A 21,018-nucleotide genomic window follows, 5' to 3' on the forward strand; every position below is an offset into this window, starting at 1 on the left:
AGGTCGCCCGTCGCCCGTCGCCCGTCGCCCGTCGCCCGTCGCCCGTCGCCCGTCGCCCGTCGCCCGTCGCCCGTCGCCCGTCGCCCGTCGCCCGTCGCCCGTCGCCAACAGGCTGCTGTTGTCCGTTGCCCTGTGGTCTGTTCCCTGTAATCGGGTCAGCGGGTGGACTCGGCGATGCGGAGTGCTTCGGGGAGGGTGGGGACGCCTTCCAGGCGGAGGGCGGTGGGGCCCGACTGCCAGATGAGGGTGTTGCCGGAGAGATGGGCGGAGGCCGACTGCTCCAGGCCCTGGTGGTCGATGTACCAGATCTCGTGGGGGCCTTTGATCCAGATCGCGTCGGTGTCGTCGACCTTGGCGGAGCGGTAGGTCCTGGTGTCCGCGTGCAGGAACTTCTGGAAGAAGATCTCGTTGACGCGTCCGTCGAACTCGTCGAGGCGGACGTCGCCGTAGCCGAGGCTCACCACACGTCCGTCGTCTGCCACTGTGACCTCCTTCGGGGCTCCGAGAGCGCTGGGGACCAGGATCGGGAAACGCGCGGCACGCCGGGCCTGATCGAGCGAGGTTCGCACCTCTCCCGGAAGGCTCGGGGTCTCGTTCGGAGCCGGACCGGGTTCGCTGCTGAACTCCACACCGGCGAACCGCAGGAACTGCGTCGCGGTCGCCCTGCCTTGCGGAGTCGCCATCGCGAGCGCGAGCACGGCGACCAGCGCGATGGCCGTCCGCTTCCCTCTCGCCCGCCAAGCGGGGCGGGAACGCGATCCGGCCGGCGGGCGCGAAGCCCTGCCCCTCCGACCCCGCAGCCGACGGGCGGGCCCCGCAGAACTGCCACCGGGGCGGGGCATGTTCGGGTCATGAGCAGGCTCGGCAGGCTCGGCAGGCTCGGCAGGCTCGGCAGGCTCGGCAGGCTCGGCAGGCTCGGCAGGCTCGGCAGGCTCGGCAGGCTCGGCAGGCTCGGCAGGGGGGTTCGTGCCTGATGGATGCGGCGTTTCAGCTTCGGGGGAAAGCCGGTTGAGGGTGTGCGATGGCTCGGCCTGGCTGGGGTGATCTTCGTTTCGGGCCGGGGTCAGGCGCGCGAGGATCGCGGCGTTCAGGTTCGGGGGCGGTGGGACGTTGAGGTGGGCGGAGAGGGAGCGGAGTTCGGACTCCAGGGGGTCATCCACGGTGGGCCTCCTCTCCCAGGGCGTTGCGGAGGCGGGTGAGGCCTCGGGACGTGCGGGACTTCACCGAGCCTCGGGGGCAGGCGAGGATCTCGGCGGTCTCGGCTTCGGACAGGTCCAGGAAGTAGCGGCAGAGCAGGACCTGACGTTCTCGTTCGGGCAGTTTCTCTATCTCGGTGAGGAGGGTCTTGCGACGCTCGGCGGCGATGATCTCGGCTTCGGGGTCGTCGGGGGCGACGCGCTGTTCCGGCACGCGGAGTGCCAGGCTTTCGCGGCGCCCCCTTGATCTGACCGTGTTCTTGGCCTCGTTCGCGACGATCCGCAGCAGCCAGGGACGGAACGGGGCACCGGGACGGAAGCGGTTCAGGCTCCCATGAGCTTTGACAAAGGCTTCCTGGACCACGTCGTCGGCGTCGGCACCGGCTCCGAGCAGCACGGCCAGGCGGTGTGCGGGCGCGGTGAACCTGGCGATCAAGGCCCCGTAGGCCTCGAGATCACCGTTTCGTGCCCGAGCGATCAGCTCCTCGTCATCCGCCACCGGATCTACTACACCGCTCACGGCCGAAAGGTTCCAGACCGGTTCGTGATGAGGAGGGGACGGCGGCCTGCGGAAGGCGGAAAGGAGGGTGCGGGCTGCAATAGCATGGCTCCATCGAGTCTCTGGGAGGAAATGGCATGTCGGGCACTGTGCGGCCGATCACGTTCATCGGGGAGCCGGTGCTCCATCGGTCTCTCAAGGAGGTCACCGAGTTCGACGCGGCCCTCAAGGAACTGGCGGACGACATGTTCGCGAGCATGTACGCGGCGAACGGCGTCGGCCTGGCCGCCAACCAGATCGGCGTCGACCTGCGGATCTTCGTCTATGACTGCACGGACGAGGACGGCGAGCAGCACAAGGGCGTCGTGGTGAACCCGACGGTCGAGTACCCCGACCGCAACCGCACCCTCGACAACGACTCCGAGGGCTGCCTGTCGGTCCCCGGCCCCTACGCCGACGTCGCCAGGGTCGACCACGTACATTGCAACGGCTTCGACCTCGAGGGCAACCCGATCTCGCTGCACGGCACCGGCCAGCTGGCGCGCTGCTTCCAGCACGAGACCGACCACCTCAACGGCAAGCTCTATGTCGACCGCCTCACCTCCAAGGCCCGCAAGCAGGTCCTCAAGGAGTACGAGGCCCTCAAGGCCAAGGCCGACGCCGAAAGCTGACCACCCGGCCACCGTCCCCCGAGCCCACCCGTTCGGGGGACGAGCGCGGCTTTCCCCGAAGGTCGCACCTTCCTCAAACCGTCGACGCGACATCGCTTCTGACGTCGGCGCGCGCCCTCGCCGCCGCTACCGTCCCAGCCCGAGTCCGGACTCACGGCAGACCTCGACCGCGCCCTCGGATCCTGAACCGACACGCGAGCCTCACCGCCTCGCCTCTTCGCCACCGCACCGTCCTCGCCTCCTCCACTCGCGTCTCCGGACCCGATGCGCTCGCGCAGGACGTCGGACCGTCCTCGCACGCTCCACTCGCGCAGCCGCAGCGTCCACCGACGCCGCCCTCGCGCTGGCTCCCCGGCACCTGATGATCGGTCGCCGGAACCACAGCACCGTGCCCGAGGACACCTGACCATGAGGGGCGGACGGACAGGGAGTGCGTCGGGAACGGTGTGATCGGTGTGGCGGATCACCTGGCCGTCCCGCTGAGCCACGGTGATCCGCCGAACTCCGCGATCACTCACCCGTTTCGGACATGCCCTGGCCGGCCTTCCACGGACTGCCGGAGATCCGTACATCTTGGGAGGAGGCGATGTTCGTGCGGCAGGGCCGTCAGCACGCTGGGCCGGACGGTTCGTGAGGGTGGGAGCGGGTGTCCGGTTGCCGTGATCATGCGGCGGTGGTGCGGTGCGGGCGATGATCTGTGGTCCGGGGCGGGGTCAACCCGGGGGAACGGCTTCGGTGAGCATGCGTTCCAGGTTGTCGAGGAGCTCCAGGGTTCGGTTGAAGAGGGCTCGGGCTTCTACGAGCTGGTCGAGGGCCGCGTTGAGGGGCGCGGCGTCGTCGTGGAGCAGGACTTCGGCGAAGAGGATCGATGATGTGGCGATGAGGCCGGTGGCGGCGCCTCGGGCCGCGCTGCCCGGCATGTCGGTGAGCTGGCGGGCCGTGCGCATCAGCCGTTTCAGCGCGACGACGGGGGGCTCGGCGGGGTCGAGGGCCGAGCGGTAGCCCTCGTCGAAGGAGGCCCAGTCGCGGCTGCGGCCCCCCGAACCCGCCGCGAGCTCCACGGTCGCGAGCAGGCGTCCGACGAGGAAGGCGGCATCGCGTTCGGGCGGGCGGAACTCTCCCTCCGTGCGTAGGACCGCGAGCACCCGCTGCAGCGTCCGGACGTCGATTCCGAAGTTGTTGGCACGCATTCCGCCTCCTGAAAGGTCCGCAGGGACCTTCATCGTGTCGGTCCGGAAGCCCTGGGAACGGGCCGGGCTCCAATCTGTGGACAACTTCCGTCCGGGCGTGGAGGACGGGCTTGCCGCAGGTCAGTTAGGCGATCCGGGGATGCTGCGGAAAACTGTGCCGTGATCGACTTCTAGAGAGGCAGGCGAAGTGGGCGAGGAGCTGCTGGCGTTCTGGCGGGAGCGTCATCTGTGCACGATCACGACGATCAGGGCCGACGGGACGCCGCACGTGGTGCCCGTGGGCGTCACGCTGGACGCCGAGGCCGGGATCGCCCGGGTGATCTGCGACGGCGGATCGCAGAAGGCCAAGCATGCGCGCCGGCCCGGGGCCTATGTCGCGGTCTGCCAGGTGGACGGGGCACGGTGGTCGACGCTCGAGGGGCCTGCGACCGTCCGCGATGATCCGGGCTCCGTCGCCGAGGCGGTCCGGCGCTACACCGAGCGCTACCGGGAGCCGCGGGTGAACCCGAACCGGGTCGTCATCGAGATCAAGGTCGATCGGCTGCTGGGGACCGTGCGATGAGCTTGCGGAACGAACATGTCGCTGACCCGGAGGGGACATGACGGTACATTTCATCGGCGCCGGGCCCGGAGCGGCCGATCTCGTCACCATCCGGGCACTGCGGATCATCGAGCGCTCGCCGGTGTGCCTGTACGCGGGGGCGCTGGTCCCGGTCGAGCTCCTCGACGCGTGCCCGCCCGGGGCACGGAAGGTCGACACGGCGGATCTCACCCTCGACCAGATCATCGCCGAGCTCGTCGCGGCGCACGAGGCCGGTCTCGACGTGGCGCGGCTTCATTCCGGAGATCCGTCGATCTTCAGCGCGATGGCGGAGCAGATGCGCAGGCTGGAGGCGTCCGGGATTCCCTATGAGGTCGTGCCGGGTGTTCCCGCGTTCGCCGCGGCGGCGGCCGCTCTGAAGCGGGAGCTGACCGTTCCGGGGGTCGGTCAGACGGTGATCCTCACCAGGACGTCCGCCCGCGCGACGCCCATGCCGGAGGGCGAGGACCTCGCGACCCTCGGCCGCAGCGGCGCCACGATCGTCCTGCATCTGGCGGTCCAGCGGATCAACGCCGTCGTCGAGGAACTACTGCCGCACTACGGCGACGACTGCCCCGCGGCCGTCGTCGCCCATGCCAGCCGCGCGGAGGAGACGGTCCTGCGCGGGACGCTCGCCACCCTGCCCGCCCAGGTCGGCGCCGCAGGCATCAAGCGCACAGCGGTCATCATCGTCGGCCGGGTCCTCACCGCCCACGATTTCCCCGACAGCCACCTCTACTCGAACGAACGCTGCCGCACCTGAGCCCGCCCACGACAGTCGGCAGGGCGCGCGTCACAGGGGGTCAGGCGCGGCCGACTATCGTTCCGGCGCGGTCGATGACGATGACGTCGACGGTGACCGGGGCCTCGCGGAGGACGTGTTCGGCCGTGCGGCGGGCGTGGGCGGCGATCCTGTCGGCCAGGGGGACGCCGGCGGCCTGGCTGAGGTGCAGGGCGGCCAGGGCCGTGTTGGCGGTGCGGATCTCGGTGGCGAGAGTGTCGGTGGCACCTGCTTCCATCGCCAGGGTGGCGAGGAAATCCTTGTTCACCTGGGAGCGACCGGAGTGGAGGTCGAGATGTCCGTCGGCGAGTTTGGCCAGTTTGCCCACGCCACCGGCGATCGTGAGGCGGGGAACGGGGTGCCGCCGTAGGTACTTGAGGACGGCGCCGGCGAAGTCGCCCATGTCGAGCAGGGCGTCGTCGGGGAGGTCGTAGAGGTTCTTCGCGACGAGCTCTGATGTGCTGCCCGTGCATCCGGCGACGTGGGTGTGGCCCGCGGCGCGTGCCACGTCGATGCCCCGGCGGATGCTGTCGATCCACGCGGAGCACGAGTACGGGACGACCACTCCGGTGGTGCCGAGCACGGAAAGGCCGCCGAGGATGCCCAGGCGCGGGTTCCATGTGTGCCGCGCCAGCTCTTCGCCGTTCTCGATGGAGATCTCGATGACGACGTCGCCGGGGTCACCGTAGAGTGCGGCGACCTCCTCGATGTGCTCGCGCATCATCCTGCGCGGTACCGGGTTGATCGCGGGCTCGCCTACCGCCAAGGGCAGTCCCGGCTTCGTGACCGTCCCGACCCCCGGCCCGGCCCGGAAGGTGACGCCGCTCCCGGGCTCGCCTCTCCGCACCGTCGCCATCACCAGAGCCCCGTGGGTCACGTCCGGGTCGTCGCCGGCGTCCTTGACGACCCCCGCCATCGCCGATTCCCATTCGCCGAGGCCCGCCGTCCCGCCTCCCGGAGAATCCGCCTGCGCGGTTCGCCCGTTCTCGTCGGTGTCCGACGACGCGCCTCCCGCCCCGTGAGCGGAGTCCCGAGCCGAGAACGACGGAGCCCCCGGAGCTCCTTCGCCCGCCCCTGCCACCCGCTCTCCCCCGCTCGCCGACCCGCTTCCTGGCTCTGCCGGAGCATCGCCCTCCGCAGGCCCGACGCCCGAGGACTCGATGTCCACAGGTCCGGTCGTCACGCGCTCGGTCGCCACCCGCTCGGTCGTCACGTGCTCGGTCGTCACGTGCTCGGTTCTCGCGCGCTCGGTCGCCACACGCTCGGTCGCCACACGCTCGATGCTCCCGGAGCCGGTGCTCGCGGGCTCGAGGCCCGGGTGACCGGTCTCCTCCGGCGCCTGCCCCGCGGACGCGACGCCCTCCGGCGCAGTGTCTGCGGACCCCGTGGTCGTTGGGGAGGTGGGGGCGGGGTGGGCGGGGGTCAGGTGTTCTCGGGTCAGGGCGAAGGCGGGCTGGTGGTTCTTGGGGAGGTGGATCCGGACCGGGTCGGGGAAGTCGCCGGTGAGGAGGGCCGTGTAGGCGGCCTTGGCGGCTGCGGTGGCGCAGGCACCGGTGGTCCAGCCGTAGCGCAGGGGGCGGGAGGGGGTGGGCGCGGTGGTGGGCGGTGGGGTGGGGTCGGGTGGAAGGGTGGGTGGCATGGGATCCGTACTTGTGTTGGGTGGGACCGGTGAGGGGCGGAGGCTGGCTGGGCTGCTGGAGTCGGTGGAGGGGTTGCGGACAGTCTCCTCTCTCGCCGGGCGGGTGGCGCAACCGGCCTTGCCTGTCGGGGAGGTGCGTGTCGGGGGGTTCGGTGGGGTTCGGGGGCTGGTGTCGTGGCTGGTGGAGGAGGGGATCGGGATGGTCGTCGATGCCACTCATCCGTTCGCGGCCGGGATGAGCGCCTCGGCGGCCGAGGCCGCGCGGGAGGCCGGGGTGCCGCTGGTCGTGCTTCGCAGGGCCGGGTGGACGGAGAGGGAGGGGGACGTGTGGCACTGGGTCGGCAGCGTGGGTGAGGCCGCTCGGGTGCTGCCGTCGGTGGGGAGGCGGGCGTTCCTGACGACCGGGCGGCAGAGCATCGGGGAGTTCGCCGGGGTGGACGGGGTGTGGTTTCTCGCGCGCTCGGTGGATCCGCCCGCTGGGGCGGTGCCCGGGGAGCTTCGGGTGGTGCTCGATCGGGGTCCGTTCGAGGTCGAGGACGAGCTGCGGCTCATGCGCGACAACGCCATCGACGTGCTGGTCACCAAGGACAGCGGAGGGCCGATGACCTCGGCGAAGCTCGATGCAGCGCGTCGGCTCGGCATCCCGGTCGTGATCGTCCGGCGGCCGCCCGTTCCTCCCGGCGTTCCCTGCGTCGGGACCGCCGAGGAAGCGGCCGCCTGGGTCCTCGAGCGGACCAGCGCACGGGACGTCTGACAGACGGCCGCCCGGTGCCTGGCCTGCGCCTTCGCGGAATCGCCGTGGAGGTACCGGGGGTCAGGCGGGGTAGCGGCGGGGGGTGTAGACGAGGGGGCGGCCGTGGCGGTGGAGGGCGCGGGTGGTGGAGGAGCCGATGATGAGGAGAGTCCGCATGTCCACCTGGGTGGGGTCGAGGTCGGCCAGGGTGGTGACGGTGACCTGCTCGGCAGGGCCGCCGACGTCGCGGCCGAGCACGACCGGGGTCGTGGGGGCGCGGTGCTCCAGGAACAGCTTGCGGGCGGCGTCGACCTGCCAGAGGCGGGACTTCGAGGCGGGGTTGTAGAGGGCGACGACCATGTCGGCGGAGGCCGCGGCGGTGATGCGGGCGGCGACGACGTCCCAGGGCTTGAGGATGTCGGACAGGGACAGGATGCAGAAGTCGTGGCCCAGGGGGGCTCCGACACGGCTGGCCACGGCCTGGGCCGCGGTCAGGCCGGGCAGGACGCGGACGCCGACCTCGGCGTAGCGGGGTTCGGCGGCCACCTCCAGCACCGCGCTGGCCATCGCGAAGACGCCCGGGTCGCCCGAGGACACCACGGCGACCCGGGCGCCCTCCTTGGCCAGGTCCAAGGCGTGGGCGGCGCGTTCGGCCTCGACCCGGTTGTCGGTCGGGAAGCGTCGCTGCCGCGGGTTCTCCGGGACTCTCGCCAGGTAGGGGCCGTAGCCGATCAGGGTGTCGGCGGCCGTCAGGGCCTCCTGGGCCTCGGGGGTCAGCCAGGGGCGTCCGGCCGGGCCGAGGCCGACCACGACGACCTCGCCGGGACCCGCCGCGTCCACCGTGGCCTCGTCGGCCGGGGCCTGCCGGGCGGCGGGGGCGTTGAGGGGGCTGGGGATCAGGGCGAGCGAGAAGTAGGGGGCCGAGGCAGGGTCGACGTCCTTCAGCGGGAGGACGCGCTCGTCTCCCGTGCTGGCGCGTTCCACGTACCAGGCCTCGTCGAGGCGGCCCGCGGACTCCAGCGCGGCACGGACCTTGGGGAAGGTGCGGCCCAGCTTGAGGACCGCGGCGGCGTCCGCGGAGCCGAGGTGTGCCGCCAGGACCTCCTCGGGGAGGGTTCCGGGCAGGACCGTCAGGACCTCCTCGGCCTCGACCAGGGGCCGGGCCAGCGCGGCCGAGGCGCCGGACACCGAGGTGACGCCGGGGACGACCTCGGCCTCGTACCGGCCGGCCAGCCGCTTGTGCATGTGCATGTAGGAGCCGTAGAAGAGCGGGTCGCCCTCGGCGAGGACGACGACGTCACGGCCCGCGTCGAGATGGGCCGCCAGCCGGGACGCGCAGTCGGCATAGAAGTCGTCCAGTGCGCCCCGGTATCCACCGGGATGGTCGGTCGTCTCGGTGGTGATCGGGTACATGAGGAGTTCTTCGATCTGCCCCTCGCGCAGGTAGGGGGCCGCGATCGAGCGTGCGATGCTCCGCCCGTGCCGCGCCGAGTGGTAGGCGATGACGCCGGCCTCGCCGATGATCCGCGCCGCCTTGACCGTCACCAGTTCGGGGTCGCCGGGTCCCAGCCCGACGCCGTACAGCTTGCCCGTCACTCTTCCTCGCTAGCGATCGCGTTGACGGCGGCCACGGCCATGGCGCTGCCGCCGCGCCGTCCGTGCACCACCAGGTGGGGGAGGTCGCTGTCGGCCAGCGCCTGCTTGGACTCGGCTGCGCCGATGAAGCCGACCGGGACGCCGATCACCAGCGCGGGGCGTCCCGCGCCCTCGGCGACCAGTTCGAGCAGCCGGAACAGGGCCGTCGGGGCGTTGCCGATGGCGACGACGGCGCCGTCGAGGCGGTCGCGCCACAGGTCGAGCGCCGCGGCGCTGCGCGTCGTGGCGAGCTTTCCGGCCAGTTCCGGCACGGCGGGGTCGTCGAGGGTGCAGACGATCGGGTTCCGCGCGGGCAGCCGCCGCCGGGTGATCCCGGAGGCGACCATGGTGGCGTCGCACAGCACCGGCGCGCCGCCGAGCAGGGCGGCCCGTCCCGAGGCGACCGCGCCGGGCGACCAGGCGACGTCCGGCACGAGGTCGACCATCCCGCAGGTGTGGATCATCCGGACGATCACCCGCGCCACGTCGTCGGGCAGCCCGTCCAGCCGCGCCTCCGACCGGATCGTCGCGAACGACCTCCGGTAGATCTCGGCCCCGTCCCGGATGTACTCCATCACAACCCTTCCCTGGCCGCCGCGACGGCGGCGCCGATCTCCTCGCGCCGGGACAGTACCGCTCCCCCGCCGACCCGGTAGCCACCGCCCATGGCGGCCACGACATCCACGAACCGTCCGGAGGGCTTGCCGCACCGCCGTTCGCAGCCCGACAGGTGCACCGCTCCCCCGCCGGTGACGACGAGGGCGGGAGCGTCCCGCTGAACGTCGCCGAGCGCCTTCGCGCAGCCCGGCCGTCCCGTGCAGGCGGTCACCCCGGCGAGCACCGATTCCGGGTCGACGGCGAAACCCGCGGCGGCCAGCTCGGCCAGCAGCGCGGCGGCCTCGCCTCCGGGCACGTCCGGCACCACGATCCCGCGCCACGGTGTCACGACGATCCGCGCGAACCGCGCCAGGACCAGCGCCTGGCCGGCGCTCATGCGCCCGAGCGAGGCATCCGCGGCGACCGCGACGAGCTCCCGCCCGCCGCTCGTCCGCCGTCCGGCCACACCGGCCCGCACCCCGCCCGAACCCTCTTCGACGCTCTTCGGCGATGCCGCCACATCGGGTCTTCCCCGGTCTTCGTCTCCGCCGAGAACCCCCCGCACCGCGGCCACCACCGCCGGGACGGCACCGTCCAGCTCGGCGATCCGCCACGCCTCGGACCCGCCCCGCTCCCGCAGGGCGAGAAACGCCCCGGCCCCCGCGAGCAGCGCCGCGACGACCTCTCCCCCGCCCACCCCGGTGACCCGGCCCCGCCCCGCCACGAGAACCTCATACCGATCCCCGGATACCGCCCTGGCCCCGAGATCCGCCCGGAACCGCGGCACCACGTCCCCCCGCCCGTCGTCGAGCGCGAACAGGAACCGCCCCGACAACCCAGCCAGAACCGGCCGCGCGCACAGCCCCTCGTCGAGCGCCGGGACCAGCGACCGCACGTCCGCGGCCCCCAGCCCGTCGAGCCCGGACAACGGCGAGGCCATGATGTTCCGGGCCCGCTCATGCGTCCGCGAAGGCAGCAGTCCCGCCGCCGAGAGCCGCTCGGCCAGCTCATCGGAGCAGCCGTCCCGCAGCCCTCTGACCTGCAGATTCCCTCGCGAAGTAAGCTCGATCATCCCCGAGCCGAGGTCCCGCGCCGCCTCCGCGAGGGCCGCGATCTGGTCTCCTCCGATCGCCCCGCCGGGCAGCCGGACGCGTGCCAGGGCGCCGTCAGCGGCCTGGTGCAGCTGGAGGGCGCCGGGGCAGGCGTCGGGTCGGCTGCGGTCGGTCGGCATTCGGCTGATGATGCCACTTCCTCGCATCTGGGAAGAAACCGATAGTCTCACCGCGACGATCGGGGAGGAAGCCGGTGGGAATCCGGCGCTGTCCCGCAACTGTGAACCCGCGAGGGAAGCCAGGAACGAACCGGCCGTCCAACCATCCGACTGATCGGGGCGCGGACCCCGGGGAGGAACCGCCGTCGTGCGCGAACCCGTCATCCTGCTGCTGTCGACGTCCGACACCGACCTCCTGAGCGCCCGGGCCAGCGGCGCGGCCTACCGCCTCGGCAATCCCGCCCGGATGGACCGCGCCGAGACCGGCGGCGTCGACCTGGCCGTGGTCCGGCTGCTCGGTGGCAGGCGCGCCTGGCAGGAGGGCCTCGACGCGCTCCTCGCGACCGGTGTCCCGGTGGTGGTCCTGGGCGGCGAGCAGGCCGCCGACGCCGAGCTGATGGAGCTGTCGACCGTCCCGAAGGGCGTGGTCGCCGAGGCGCACGCCTATCTCGCCCACGGCGGCGCCGCGAACCTGGGCGAACTCCACAAGTTCCTGTCCGACACGGTCCTGCTGACCGGATACGGCTTCGCCGGGCCGCAGGCCGCTCCGGCCTGGGGCGTCCTCGACCGGGAGGCGGCCGCGACCGACGGCCCGACGGTCGCCGTGCTCTACTACCGCGCCCACCACGTCGCGGGGAACACCGCCTTCGCCGAGACGCTCTGCGCGGCGATCGAGCACCACGGCGGCCGGGCCCTGCCCGTCTTCTGCGCCTCGCTCCGCCAGGCGCCCGCCGATCTCCTCGAGCTCCTCGGCACCGCCGACGCGCTGGTCGTGACGGTCCTCGCCGCGGGCGGCACCCGCCCAGGCGCGGTCGGCGCCGGCGGCGAGGACGAGCTCTGGGACGTCGGCGCGCTCGCCGCCCTCGACGTCCCGATCCTCCAGGGCCTCTGCCTGACCAGCAGCCGCGCCGACTGGGAGGCCAACGACGACGGCCTGACCCCGCTCGACGCCGCCTCCCAGGTCGCGATCCCCGAGTTCGACGGCCGGATCATCACCGTGCCGTTCTCGTTCAAGGAGGTCGACGAGGACGGCCTGACGGTCTACGTCGCCGACGAGGAGCGGGCCCGCCGCGTCGCCGGGATCGCGTGCAGGCACGGCGCTCTCCGCCATGTGGCCCCGGCGGACAAGCGTGTGGCGATCATGCTGTCGGCCTATCCGACCAAGCACTCCCGCATCGGCAACGCCGTCGGCCTCGACACGCCCCGCAGCGTCGTCCGCCTGCTCAGGGCGATGCGGGAGGCGGGCTACCGCTTCGACGACCTGCCCGGGGTCGCCGACCAGGACGGCGACGCCCTGATGCACGCCCTCATCGCCGCGGGCGGCCAGGATCCCGACTGGCTCACCGAGGAGCAGCTCGCCGCCAACCCCGTCCGGATCGACGGCGCCGCCTACACGGAGTTCTTCAAGACCCTCCCCGACGACCTGCGCGAGGGCGTCGAACGGCACTGGGGGGCGGCCCCCGGCGAGCTGTTCGTCGACGGCGGCGACATCGTGCTCGCCGCGCTCGAGGCGGGCAACGTCGTGGTCATGGTGCAGCCCCCGCGCGGCTTCGGCGACAACCCCGTCGCGATCTACCACGACCCCGACCTTCCCCCCAGCCACCACTACCTGGCCGCCTACCGCTGGCTCCAGGACACCTTCCGCGCCGACGCCGTCGTCCACGTCGGCAAGCACGGCAACCTCGAATGGCTGCCGGGCAAGGGCGCGGGGCTGTCGGCCGGCTGCGGCCCGGACGCCGCGCTCGGCGACCTCCCCCTCATCTACCCGTTCCTGGTCAACGACCCGGGCGAGGGCACGCAGGCCAAGCGCCGCGCCCACGCCACCCTGGTCGACCATCTCGTGCCGCCGATGGCCCGCGCGGAGTCCTACGGCGACATCGCCCGGCTGGAACAGCTCCTGGACGAGCACGCGAGCATCGCCGCGATGGACCCGGCCAAGCTGCCCGCGATCCGCGCCCAGATCTGGACGCTCATCCAGGCCGCCAAGCTCGACCACGACCTGGGCCTGGAGGACCGCCCGCACGACGCCGAGTTCGACGACCTGATCCTGCACGTCGACGGCTGGCTCTGTGAGGTCAAGGACGTCCAGATCCGCGACGGCCTCCACGTCCTCGGCGAGCCCCCGCTGGGCGAGGCCCGCGTCGACCTGGTCCTGGCCATGCTCCGCGCCCGGCAGCTCTGGGCGGGCGAGCACTCCCTGCCCGGCCTGCGCGAGGCCCTCGGACTCGCCGAGGACGGCACCGCCTCCCGCGAGGCCACCGACGCAGCGGAGACGACCGCCCGCGCCTTGGTCGCGGCCATGGACGCCATCGGCTGGCCCGCCGGCGAGGAGGCCGCCGCCGTCGTCCGCGACGTCCTCGGCCACGACGACGCCCAGGTCACGGCGATCCTCCGGTTCGCTGCCACCGAGGTGGTCCCCCGCCTGGAGCGGACCACCGACGAGATGAAGCACACGCTGCACGCCCTCGCCGGCGGCTATGTGCCGGCGGGCCCGAGCGGCTCCCCGCTGCGCGGCCTGATCAACGTGCTCCCGACGGGCCGCAACTTCTACTCCGTCGACCCGAAGGCGATCCCGAGCAGGCTCGCCTGGGCGACCGGCCAGGCGATGGCGGACTCGCTGCTGGAGCGCTACCGGGCCGAGCACGGCGAGTTCCCCCGCAGCGTCGGCCTGTCGATCTGGGGCACCAGCGCGATGCGCACCTCGGGCGACGACATCGCCGAGGTCCTGGCGCTGCTGGGCGTCCGGCCGGTCTGGGACGACGCCTCCCGCCGGGTCACCGGCCTCGAACCCGTCCCCCTGGACGAGCTGGGCCGGCCCCGCGTCGACGTGACCGTCCGCATCAGCGGCTTCTTCCGGGACGCCTTCCCCCATGTCGTGGCGATGCTCGACGACGCCGTCCGGCTGGTCGCGGAACTCGACGAACCGGACACCTCGAACTTCGTCAGGGCGCACGTGACGGGCGACCTCGCCGACCACGGCGACCGGCGCCGCGCCACCCTGCGCGTCTTCGGCTCGAAGCCCGGCTCCTACGGCGCGGGCATCCTGCCGCTCATCGACAGCCGCAACTGGCGCGACGAGCAGGATCTCGCCGAGGTCTACGCGGTCTGGGGCGGTTTCGCCTACGGCCGCGGCCTGGACGGGATGCCCGCCCGCGGCGACATGGAGAACGCCTACCGCCGGATCACCGTCGCCGCCAAGAACGTCGACACCCGCGAACACGACATCGCCGACTCCGATGACTACTTCCAGTACCACGGCGGCATGATCGCCACGATCAAGGCCCTGACCGGCAAGGCGCCCACCGCCTACATCGGCGACTCCACCCGTCCCGACGCCATCCGCACCCGCTCCCTGACCGAGGAGACCAGCCGGATCTTCCGGGCCAGGGTCGTCAACCCGCGCTGGCTCGCCGCGATGCGCCGCCACGGCTACAAGGGCGCCTTCGAGCTGGCGGCGACCGTCGACTACCTGTTCGGCTACGACGCCACGACCGGCGTGGTCGCCGACTGGATGTACGACACGCTCGGCCGGACCTACGTCCTGGACGAGGAGAACCGGGCCTTTCTCACCGAGTCCAACCCGTGGGCCCTGCACGGCATCGCCGAACGCCTGCTGGAGGCGGCCGGACGCGGCATGTGGGAGAACCCCGACCCCGAGGTGCTCTCCGGCGTCCAGCAGGCCTTCCTCGAAACCGAGGGAGATCTCGAGGCGGGCACCGGGTGATCAAGTGATCAACAGCTCACCAACGCCGGGATGACCGGGGCCGATGTCGGTTAGTGTCGATACCGTGACGAAGATCCGCATCGGCCTCGCGGCGGCCACCGCCGCCGCGGCCTGGGCGTTCCGCGACGTCCTGCCCGCACTCGGCGCCCTCTCCCCTGGCGACAGGGTCAAGCGCTCCCCGCACTATCGCGACGGGACCTTCCACAACCAGGGGGTCAGCCCCAACAAGGCGCGGCCGGGGCTGGTGCCGGGCGAGTTCCTCCGGCGCGAGCAGCGGCAGCCGCTCCGGCCGGTGCCCCTGCGCACCCCCGAGTTCGCCGCCCCGGCGGCGGACGCGTCGGATCCGGCGGAGCTGAGCGTGCACTGGCTCGGCCACGGCACCTCCGTCGTCGAGATCGACGGCCGCCGGGTGCTGTTCGACCCCGTCTTCTCCGACCGGGTCTCGCCGAGCGGGATCGTCGGGCCCAAGCGGGTCCACCCGGTGCCGGTCCGGGCCGAGGACCTGCCCCGCCTCGACGTCATCGCGATCTCCCACGACCACTACGACCATCTCGACCTGCCGTCCGTCCGGACCCTCCTCCAGACCCAGGACGCCCCGTTCGTGGTCCCGCTGGGCGTCGGGGCGCATCTGGAGAAGTGGGGCGTGCCGGCCGGGCGGATCGTCGAACTCGACTGGGACGAGCACGCCGTCGTCGCCGGGCTCAAGATCACCGCCACGCCGTCCTATCACTTCTCCGGCCGCGGCCTGAAGCGCAATCCCACGCTGTGGTGCTCGTTCGTGGTCGCGACCGGTACGGAGCCGGGCAGACCCGAGACGAAGGTCTTCTACACCGGCGACTCCGGCTACTTCGACGGCTACGCGCGGATCGGGGAGCAGCACGGGCCGTTCGACCTGACCCTGATGCAGGTCGGCGCCTACAGCGACGCCTGGTCCGACATCCACATGACGCCGGAGGAGGCCGTCACGGCCCATCTCGACCTGCGCGGCGGGCTGCTGGTCCCCGTGCACTGGGCGACCTTCGTGCTGGCCATGCACCCGTGGGCCGAGCCCGCCCGCCGCCTGCTGGAGGACGCCGAGGCCCGCGGGGTCACGGTCGCGATCCCCCGGCCGGGCGAGCGCGTCGAGGTCGCCGCACCGCCCAAGCCGGACGGCTGGTGGGAGGAGCTCGCCTAGGGTCAGCCCTGGAGGGCCAGGGCCGCGGGAAGGTCGTCGACCATCGTGAAGCGGTCGGCCAGGCCGGTCACCCAGAGGGCGCGGGCGGCGTTGTAGCGGGCTCCTGCCAGGACGAGGGCACCGCCGCCGCGTTCGAGGCGGCGCCACAGGGCCACCAGGGTGCCCAGGCCGCGGGAGTCGAGGAAGGTCAGCCCGGCCAGATCCATGATCACCCGGGCGTCGTCGGCGACGGACTCCTCCAGGGCATCGTCGAGGGCCACATGGCTGACGGAGTCGAGATCACCGTGCACAGCGATGACGGTCTGCCCTTCGGTCTCGGCGAACGAGAACGAGAAATCCGGCACCGGACATCCCCCCAAAGCTCTCCGTCAGGTGAACCCGCACGGGTACCACTACCGTAATCTGAAAGACCGGTACGCAACGGGAACAGATTAGTGGAGGAAGGATCGTGATCGCACAGCCGGCCGATCCCTGTGATCATGTCTGACTTCCGGCATCCGGCGTTCTTCTACCGCACGCCCGAGGAGTACCTCGCGGGCGCCACGGCGTTCGTGCACGCGGGGCTCTCCGCCGGGCAGCCGGTGGCCGTCGCGGTCCCCGGGCCGCGCCTGGAGGAGATCCGCGCCGGGCTCGGCTCCGCGGCCGGCTCCGTGAAGATGATCGACATGCGGGAGGCGGGCCGCAATCCCGGCCGGATCCTCCCCGGTGTCCTGAGCGCCTTCGCCGACGCCCACCCCCACGCGACGCCGCACATCATCGGCGAGCCGATCTGGCCCGGCAGGACGGAGACCGAGTACCCGGCCTGCGCCCAGCACGAGGCCCTGATCAACCTGGCCTTCGCGGGCCGCAGCATCGCGATCATGTGCCCCTACGACGCGTCCCGGCTCGGCCGCCGCGCGCTGGCCGACGCCGCGGTCTCCCATCCCGTGCTGTGGGACGCCGACGGTGAGCGCAAGAGCGATCGCTTCGCCCCCGAGCGGCTCGTCGCCGACTACAACACGCCGCTGCCCGAGCCTGTGGGCACCGTCCGGGTCCTCCCCTTCGACGAGGCGGCCCTTCCGCTGGTCCGCGAGTTCACCGTCGCCGAGACCCTCCGGGCGGGGCTCGGCCGTGACCGGGCCGGAGACGCCGAACTGGTGGTCAACGAGCTCGCCGCCAACTCCGTGCACCACGGCGGCGGCTCCGGTGTCGTGCGGATCTGGCGGCACTACGGCCAGGTCGTCTGCGAGGTCTCCGACCAGGGCCGCATGACCGATCCGCTGGTCGGCAGGAGACCGGCGGGCGACTCGGTCCGCGGCGGCCGCGGCGTGCTGATGGTCAATCTGATCGCCGACCTCGTGCGCACCCACACCGGCCCCGCGGGCACGACCACGCGCGCCTATTTCCGCCGCGTTTGACCTCTTGTGCCAGGGGAACTCCGGGGCCCATGGACGCCCAGCAGGAAACAAGAGAAGCGGCGCAGAGCCGATGGATGACGGGGCTCGCACGGACCGGGCTCGCGGCCCGCGGGCTGCTCTACGTGCTGGTGGGGATCATCGCCTTGCAGATCGCCTTCGGATCGGGTGAGAAGGAGGCCGACAGCTCGGGCGCCGTCCAGACGCTGGCCGAGAAGCCCGGCGGCATCGTCCTGCTGTGGCTGATCGTGGTCGGGCTGGCGGGGCTGGCTCTGTGGCGGCTGGCCGAGGCGGCCTTCGGCGCCGCCGGGCCCGGTGGGCACAAGCCGTCCAAGCGGCTGCTGTCGCTGGGGCGCGGCGTCTTCTACATCGGTTTCTTCGTGACGACGCTGCTGTTCACGATCGGCGCGCGCGAGAAGGAGTCCAGCGACGAGAAGTCGAAGGACCTGACCGGCCGGGCCATGCACGACGTGCCCGGCGGCCGGTGGCTGGTGCTGCTGGCCGGGCTCGTCCTGGTCGGTGTCGGGATCGGGATGGCCTGGCGGGCGCTGGCGAAGAAGAAGTTCATGGAGAAGCTGACGGTCACCGGGCACGCCCGCGAGGTCGTCGAGAAGCTCGGCATGACCGGCCGGACCGCCCGCGCCCTCGTCTACGGCACCGCCGGCGTCTTCCTCGCCTACGCGGGCATCTCCTTCGACCCGGACAAGGCCGAGGGCGTGGACGGAACCCTGCGCGAGTTCGCCACGACCCCGGCCGGACCCTGGCTGCTGGTCGCCGTCGCCCTCGGCCTCGTGACGTTCGGCGTCTACTCCGCCTGCGAGGCGAAGTGGCGCCAGGTCACCCCGGGCAACAATCCGGGCTGATCAGCGGGGCGCGTCGTCCCCGGTGACGTCCTTGATGGCGTGCACGACCGCACCGAGCTCGGCGGCCAGCCCGGCGAGCGTGGTGCGGTCGTTCCCGGTGAGGTTGACGGTCCGCAGCTCGTCGGGCTTGGGCAGCTTCGCGACGATCTCCGGCAGCGTCCTGATCAGCTCGGCCTGGAGACTGGCCGGGCTGCGCTCGTTGGCGATCTCGGCACGGATCCGGTCGCGTTCCAGGGTCAGCAGCGTCACGTCGTGCGCGCCGCGCGCCTTCGTCACCTCCAGCTCGATCCTGGCGAGCTGCTCCTGGGCCTCCAGCTCGCCCGCCAGCCGGGACGTCTCGAGCTCGACGTCGTGCCGCCGCAGCTTCTCCGCCGTCTCGGTGTCGAACCGGCGGCTCGCCTCGGCCGCCTCGGTGTCGAAGCGGCGGCCCGACTCACCGGTCTCGGCGTCGAAGCGCCGGGCCGACTCCGCGGACTCGACGTCGAACAGCCGGGCGTCGTTGGTCTGCTTCAGCTCGGTCAGCTCGCGGGCGTGCTCGATCCGGCGGGTCTCCTTGAGCCGGGCGGCGGTCATCTCCTTCTCCGAGATCACCTCCTCGGCCTCCAGCTCCGCCAGACGGGCGATGCGGGCCTGCTCCGAGCGGTAGGGCTTCTGCAGGTTCTCCCACAGCCGCGACGAGCTGACCACGGCCTCCTTGATCTGCACGGTGACGATCCCGACGCCGAGACCGTCCGCGACGGCCCTCAGCCGTGCGGTCAGCTCCTCGATGATCGGCTGCTTGTCCGACAGGACGTCGTGGACGCCGAGCGTCGCGACCTTGTCCTTGATGGCGGCCTCGGCCTGCTCCTTCAGCTGGAGGTTGACCAGGCGCATCGGGTCGTCGGCGTCGCTGAAGTCCAGCTTGCGGTAGGCGGTCCCGAAGTCCTGGATGATCCACTGCACGTATCCCTGGACGAGCACGCCCTGGAGCTCGCGGCAGATGCAGTAGGCGTTGATCAGGATCGTCTGGGTCGCGCCCGGCACGACCAGGAAGGTGTCGGTCGCGGGGTTGAAGCGGAACGACACCCCGAGGCCGAGGTGCAGCGGCTCGGCGCGGCCCCTGCGGGTGTGCACGACGAACGCGTTCGGCGGGACCAGCACGGTCTTCCACCGCCAGAACCCGCTGACGCGCACGTCGACCGCGTTGGGGACGGGCGCGGGCGCCACGCCCAGCGCCCTGCCGCGCTTGGCGAAGGCGTCGGGCGCGCCGCCGGGCGCCGGGGCCATCGCGGGCGCCGCGGGACGGGCGCGCAGGTCGCCCTCCAGCATCGCCTGCTGCGCGACGACCTGTTCGAGATAGGTGTTGCCGGCCTCTTTGGCCATGTCGCCTCCCGGGGGTTCTCTCAAGGTGTGTGACACCCCCGGGACATGATCGGTTCCGTCTAGGGGGCCACCTTCTCGGCCGGCTGGACGGACTTGGCGCCCGAGTCGCGGACGAGCAGGCATGCCGCGGCGCCGACCAGCATCACGATGATCGGGAACAGCATGGTCGGCCGCACGGCCGTCACGAAGGCGTGGGTGAACACGTCGTGCCCGATCTTCTGGATCTGGGCGGCGACGTCGGCGGGGACTCCCGCGGGCGCCTCGGCGGTCCGCTGCCCGCCGATCTCCAGCCCGCCCTTCGCGGCGTCCTTGATCCCGGCGACGAACGGCTGCCTGACCTGCTCGGGCAGGGCTCCGGCCCGCTTCTGGGCCTCTTCGGCGAGGCTCGCGGCCATCTGGCTCTGCAGGATCGCGCCGGCGACCGTCCCGCCGAGCACGGAGCCGATCTGGCGGATCGTGTTGTTCACCCCGGAGGCCGCACCGGCCTGGGCGGGGGCGACGCCCCGCATCGCCTCGGTGGCCATCGGGGCGAACACGCAGCCGATGCCGAGTCCGGAGACGAGGAAGGGGCCGAGGAACGCGGTCCAGTCGGCGTCGACGGAGAAGACGGCGAGCAGCCAGGCCATGGCGACCGCGTAGACCGTCATGCCGAAGATCAGGATGTTGCGGCCGCCGAGCTTGTCCGACAGCTTGCCCGCGAACGGCGCGACGAACATCGACACCAGCGACGACGGCGCCAGCACCAGGCCCGCCTTGATGGCCGAGAAGCCCAGCACCGACTGGAGGTAGATCGAGATCGGCAGGAACAGCCCGATCATGCCGATCGACACCGCGAGCCCGACCATGCTGAGGACGGTGAAGTTGCGCTGCCGGAACAGGGAGAACGGGACGAGCGGCTCGTTGTCCTGGCGGGAGCGCTGCTGGAGGACGAAGGCGGCGAACACCACCGCGGAAAGCGCCAGCGAGGCCAGGATCCAGCCGTTCCACTCGTAGCGCTGGCCCTCGGTGAGGGCGAAGGCGAGGAAGAACAGCGCGACCGTCACCAGGGCCACGCCGGTCCAGTCGAGCTTGTGCTGGCGGTTGTGCCGGACGTCGGGGATGAACGCCCACGCCATGACCAGCACGAGCACGCCGATCGGCACGTTGACGAAGAAGATCCAGCGCCAGTCGAAGGCCGTGACGAGCAGCCCGCCGAGGGTCGGCCCCGCGACCGTGGACAGGCCCGCGACCGAGCCCCACACACCCATCGCCGCCCCGCGCCGCTCGGCCGGGAACGTCGCGATGATCAGTGCCATCGTCTGCGGCATCAGCAGCGCCGCGCCGCCGCCCTGGAGGACCCGGGCGGCGATCAGCTGCCAGGCCTCCTGGGAGAGCCCGCAGAGCAGGGAGGCGACGGTGAAGACCGCGACTCCGAGCATGAACATCTTGCGCTGGCCGCGCATGTCGCCGAGGCGGCCCGTCGTGATCAGCATGACGGCCAGGATCAGGACGTAGCCGTTGATGACCCAGAGCACCTCGTCGATGCCCGCGTCGAGGTGCTCGGACATGCTCGGGACCGCGATGTTCACGATCGTGAGGTCGAGCAGGGTCATGAAGAACCCGAGGGACAGGGTGATGAGGATCGCCCACGGGTTGCCGTGCCAGCGTCGTATCAGGGAGGTCACGGCATTACGATACGCCTACGTCCCCTAATCGGCGTCCCGGGGGCCG

Annotated in this window: 19 protein-coding genes and 1 riboswitch; of the genes, 9 read left to right on the forward strand and 10 right to left on the reverse strand. The window is 72.0% G+C overall.

Translation table 11 applies throughout. The annotated features are described in order from the left end of the window. Positions 1–155 precede the first annotated feature (155 nt). Positions 156–482 carry a hypothetical protein gene (locus ABD785_RS14585; protein ID WP_344827863.1) on the reverse strand — a complete coding sequence of 109 codons (327 nt, stop codon included), beginning with the start codon at positions 480–482 and terminating at the stop codon, positions 156–158. 369 nt (positions 483–851) lie between these two features. Here ABD785_RS14585 and ABD785_RS14590 point away from each other — a divergent pair, with 369 nt between their 5' ends. Then, on the forward strand, positions 852–974 hold the full coding sequence (locus tag ABD785_RS14590; RefSeq protein WP_344827868.1) for a hypothetical protein: 123 nt from the start codon (positions 852–854) through the stop codon (positions 972–974). A gap of 178 nt (positions 975–1,152) precedes the next feature. Here the strand turns inward: ABD785_RS14590 and ABD785_RS14595 are convergent, their stop codons facing one another. Beyond that, positions 1,153–1,716 (reverse strand): RNA polymerase sigma factor, encoded by a 564-nt coding sequence (locus ABD785_RS14595; protein WP_344827873.1) that lies wholly within the window; start codon positions 1,714–1,716, stop codon positions 1,153–1,155. A 116-nt stretch (positions 1,717–1,832) separates the two neighbouring features. Here ABD785_RS14595 and def point away from each other — a divergent pair, with 116 nt between their 5' ends. Then, positions 1,833–2,366, forward strand: a complete 534-nt coding sequence (gene def, locus ABD785_RS14600) for a peptide deformylase (protein ID WP_344827876.1) — start codon at positions 1,833–1,835, stop codon at positions 2,364–2,366. Positions 2,367–3,079: 713 nt separating this feature from the next. Here def and ABD785_RS14605 read toward each other — a convergent pair. After that, entirely contained in the window at positions 3,080–3,556 is a 477-nt protein-coding gene (locus tag ABD785_RS14605; RefSeq protein ID WP_344827881.1) for a hypothetical protein, read from the reverse strand. A gap of 187 nt (positions 3,557–3,743) precedes the next feature. On the opposite strand from ABD785_RS14605, the gene ABD785_RS14610 reads away from it, so the two are divergent. Further along, entirely contained in the window at positions 3,744–4,118 is a 375-nt protein-coding gene (locus ABD785_RS14610; protein WP_344827885.1) for a PPOX class F420-dependent oxidoreductase, read from the forward strand. Positions 4,119–4,155: 37 nt separating this feature from the next. Beyond that, a complete protein-coding gene (gene cobM, locus ABD785_RS14615) occupies positions 4,156–4,899 on the forward strand; it encodes a precorrin-4 C(11)-methyltransferase (RefSeq protein WP_344827890.1) in 744 nt (247 codons plus the stop codon). A gap of 40 nt (positions 4,900–4,939) precedes the next feature. On the opposite strand, the gene ABD785_RS14620 is transcribed toward cobM, so the two are convergent. Beyond that, positions 4,940–6,556 (reverse strand): cobalt-precorrin-5B (C(1))-methyltransferase, encoded by a 1,617-nt coding sequence (locus tag ABD785_RS14620; protein ID WP_344827893.1) that lies wholly within the window; start codon positions 6,554–6,556, stop codon positions 4,940–4,942. Between ABD785_RS14620 and ABD785_RS14625 the strand changes: the two genes are divergently transcribed. Then, a complete protein-coding gene (locus ABD785_RS14625; RefSeq protein WP_344827898.1) occupies positions 6,555–7,310 on the forward strand; it encodes a cobalt-precorrin-6A reductase in 756 nt (251 codons plus the stop codon). The two genes, ABD785_RS14620 and ABD785_RS14625, sit on opposite strands and share 2 nt — an antisense overlap. A gap of 60 nt (positions 7,311–7,370) precedes the next feature. On the opposite strand, the gene ABD785_RS14630 is transcribed toward ABD785_RS14625, so the two are convergent. The 3 genes from ABD785_RS14630 to ABD785_RS14640 are packed head-to-tail and all read right to left on the reverse strand — an operon-like array spanning position 7,371 to position 10,752. Further along, a complete protein-coding gene (locus tag ABD785_RS14630; protein WP_344827903.1) occupies positions 7,371–8,885 on the reverse strand; it encodes a precorrin-2 C(20)-methyltransferase in 1,515 nt (504 codons plus the stop codon). Then, positions 8,882–9,499 (reverse strand): precorrin-8X methylmutase, encoded by a 618-nt coding sequence (locus ABD785_RS14635; RefSeq protein WP_425547768.1) that lies wholly within the window; start codon positions 9,497–9,499, stop codon positions 8,882–8,884. The genes ABD785_RS14630 and ABD785_RS14635 overlap by 4 nt, the downstream gene beginning before the upstream one ends. Then, positions 9,499–10,752, reverse strand: coding sequence for a precorrin-3B synthase (locus tag ABD785_RS14640; protein ID WP_344827911.1), 1,254 nt, complete (start codon positions 10,750–10,752; stop codon positions 9,499–9,501). Before ABD785_RS14640 ends, ABD785_RS14635 begins: the two co-directional genes overlap by 1 nt. Positions 10,753–10,818: 66 nt before the next feature. Then, positions 10,819–10,879, forward strand: a riboswitch (cobalamin riboswitch). A 60-nt stretch (positions 10,880–10,939) separates the two neighbouring features. Between ABD785_RS14640 and cobN the strand changes: the two genes are divergently transcribed. Both cobN and ABD785_RS14650 read left to right on the forward strand, forming a co-directional pair. Continuing rightward, complete coding sequence (gene cobN / locus ABD785_RS14645) at positions 10,940–14,515, forward strand: cobaltochelatase subunit CobN (protein ID WP_344827914.1); 3,576 nt, start codon at positions 10,940–10,942, stop codon at positions 14,513–14,515. Positions 14,516–14,579: 64 nt separating this feature from the next. Further along, on the forward strand, positions 14,580–15,689 hold the full coding sequence (locus tag ABD785_RS14650; RefSeq protein WP_344827917.1) for an MBL fold metallo-hydrolase: 1,110 nt from the start codon (positions 14,580–14,582) through the stop codon (positions 15,687–15,689). Positions 15,690–15,691: 2 nt separating this feature from the next. Here the strand turns inward: ABD785_RS14650 and ABD785_RS14655 are convergent, their stop codons facing one another. Beyond that, positions 15,692–16,033 (reverse strand): STAS domain-containing protein, encoded by a 342-nt coding sequence (locus ABD785_RS14655; protein ID WP_344827920.1) that lies wholly within the window; start codon positions 16,031–16,033, stop codon positions 15,692–15,694. Between the two features lie 135 nt (positions 16,034–16,168). Between ABD785_RS14655 and ABD785_RS14660 the strand changes: the two genes are divergently transcribed. Together ABD785_RS14660 and ABD785_RS14665 are read left to right on the forward strand one after the other, a co-directional pair. After that, positions 16,169–17,086: an anti-sigma factor RsbA family regulatory protein gene (locus ABD785_RS14660; RefSeq protein WP_344827924.1), complete on the forward strand. Its 918-nt coding sequence runs from the start codon at positions 16,169–16,171 to the stop codon at positions 17,084–17,086. 74 nt (positions 17,087–17,160) lie between these two features. Further along, positions 17,161–17,946: a DUF1206 domain-containing protein gene (locus ABD785_RS14665; RefSeq protein WP_344827927.1), complete on the forward strand. Its 786-nt coding sequence runs from the start codon at positions 17,161–17,163 to the stop codon at positions 17,944–17,946. On the opposite strand, the gene ABD785_RS14670 is transcribed toward ABD785_RS14665, so the two are convergent. Next, complete coding sequence (locus ABD785_RS14670) at positions 17,947–19,308, reverse strand: SPFH domain-containing protein (protein WP_344827930.1); 1,362 nt, start codon at positions 19,306–19,308, stop codon at positions 17,947–17,949. A gap of 59 nt (positions 19,309–19,367) precedes the next feature. Further along, positions 19,368–20,972 carry a DHA2 family efflux MFS transporter permease subunit gene (locus ABD785_RS14675; protein ID WP_344827933.1) on the reverse strand — a complete coding sequence of 535 codons (1,605 nt, stop codon included), beginning with the start codon at positions 20,970–20,972 and terminating at the stop codon, positions 19,368–19,370. Positions 20,973–21,018: the final 46 nt, after the last annotated feature.

The sequence above is a fragment of the Actinocorallia longicatena genome (assembly GCF_039534125.1).
GTDB classification, from domain to species: domain Bacteria; phylum Actinomycetota; class Actinomycetes; order Streptosporangiales; family Streptosporangiaceae; genus Actinocorallia; species Actinocorallia longicatena.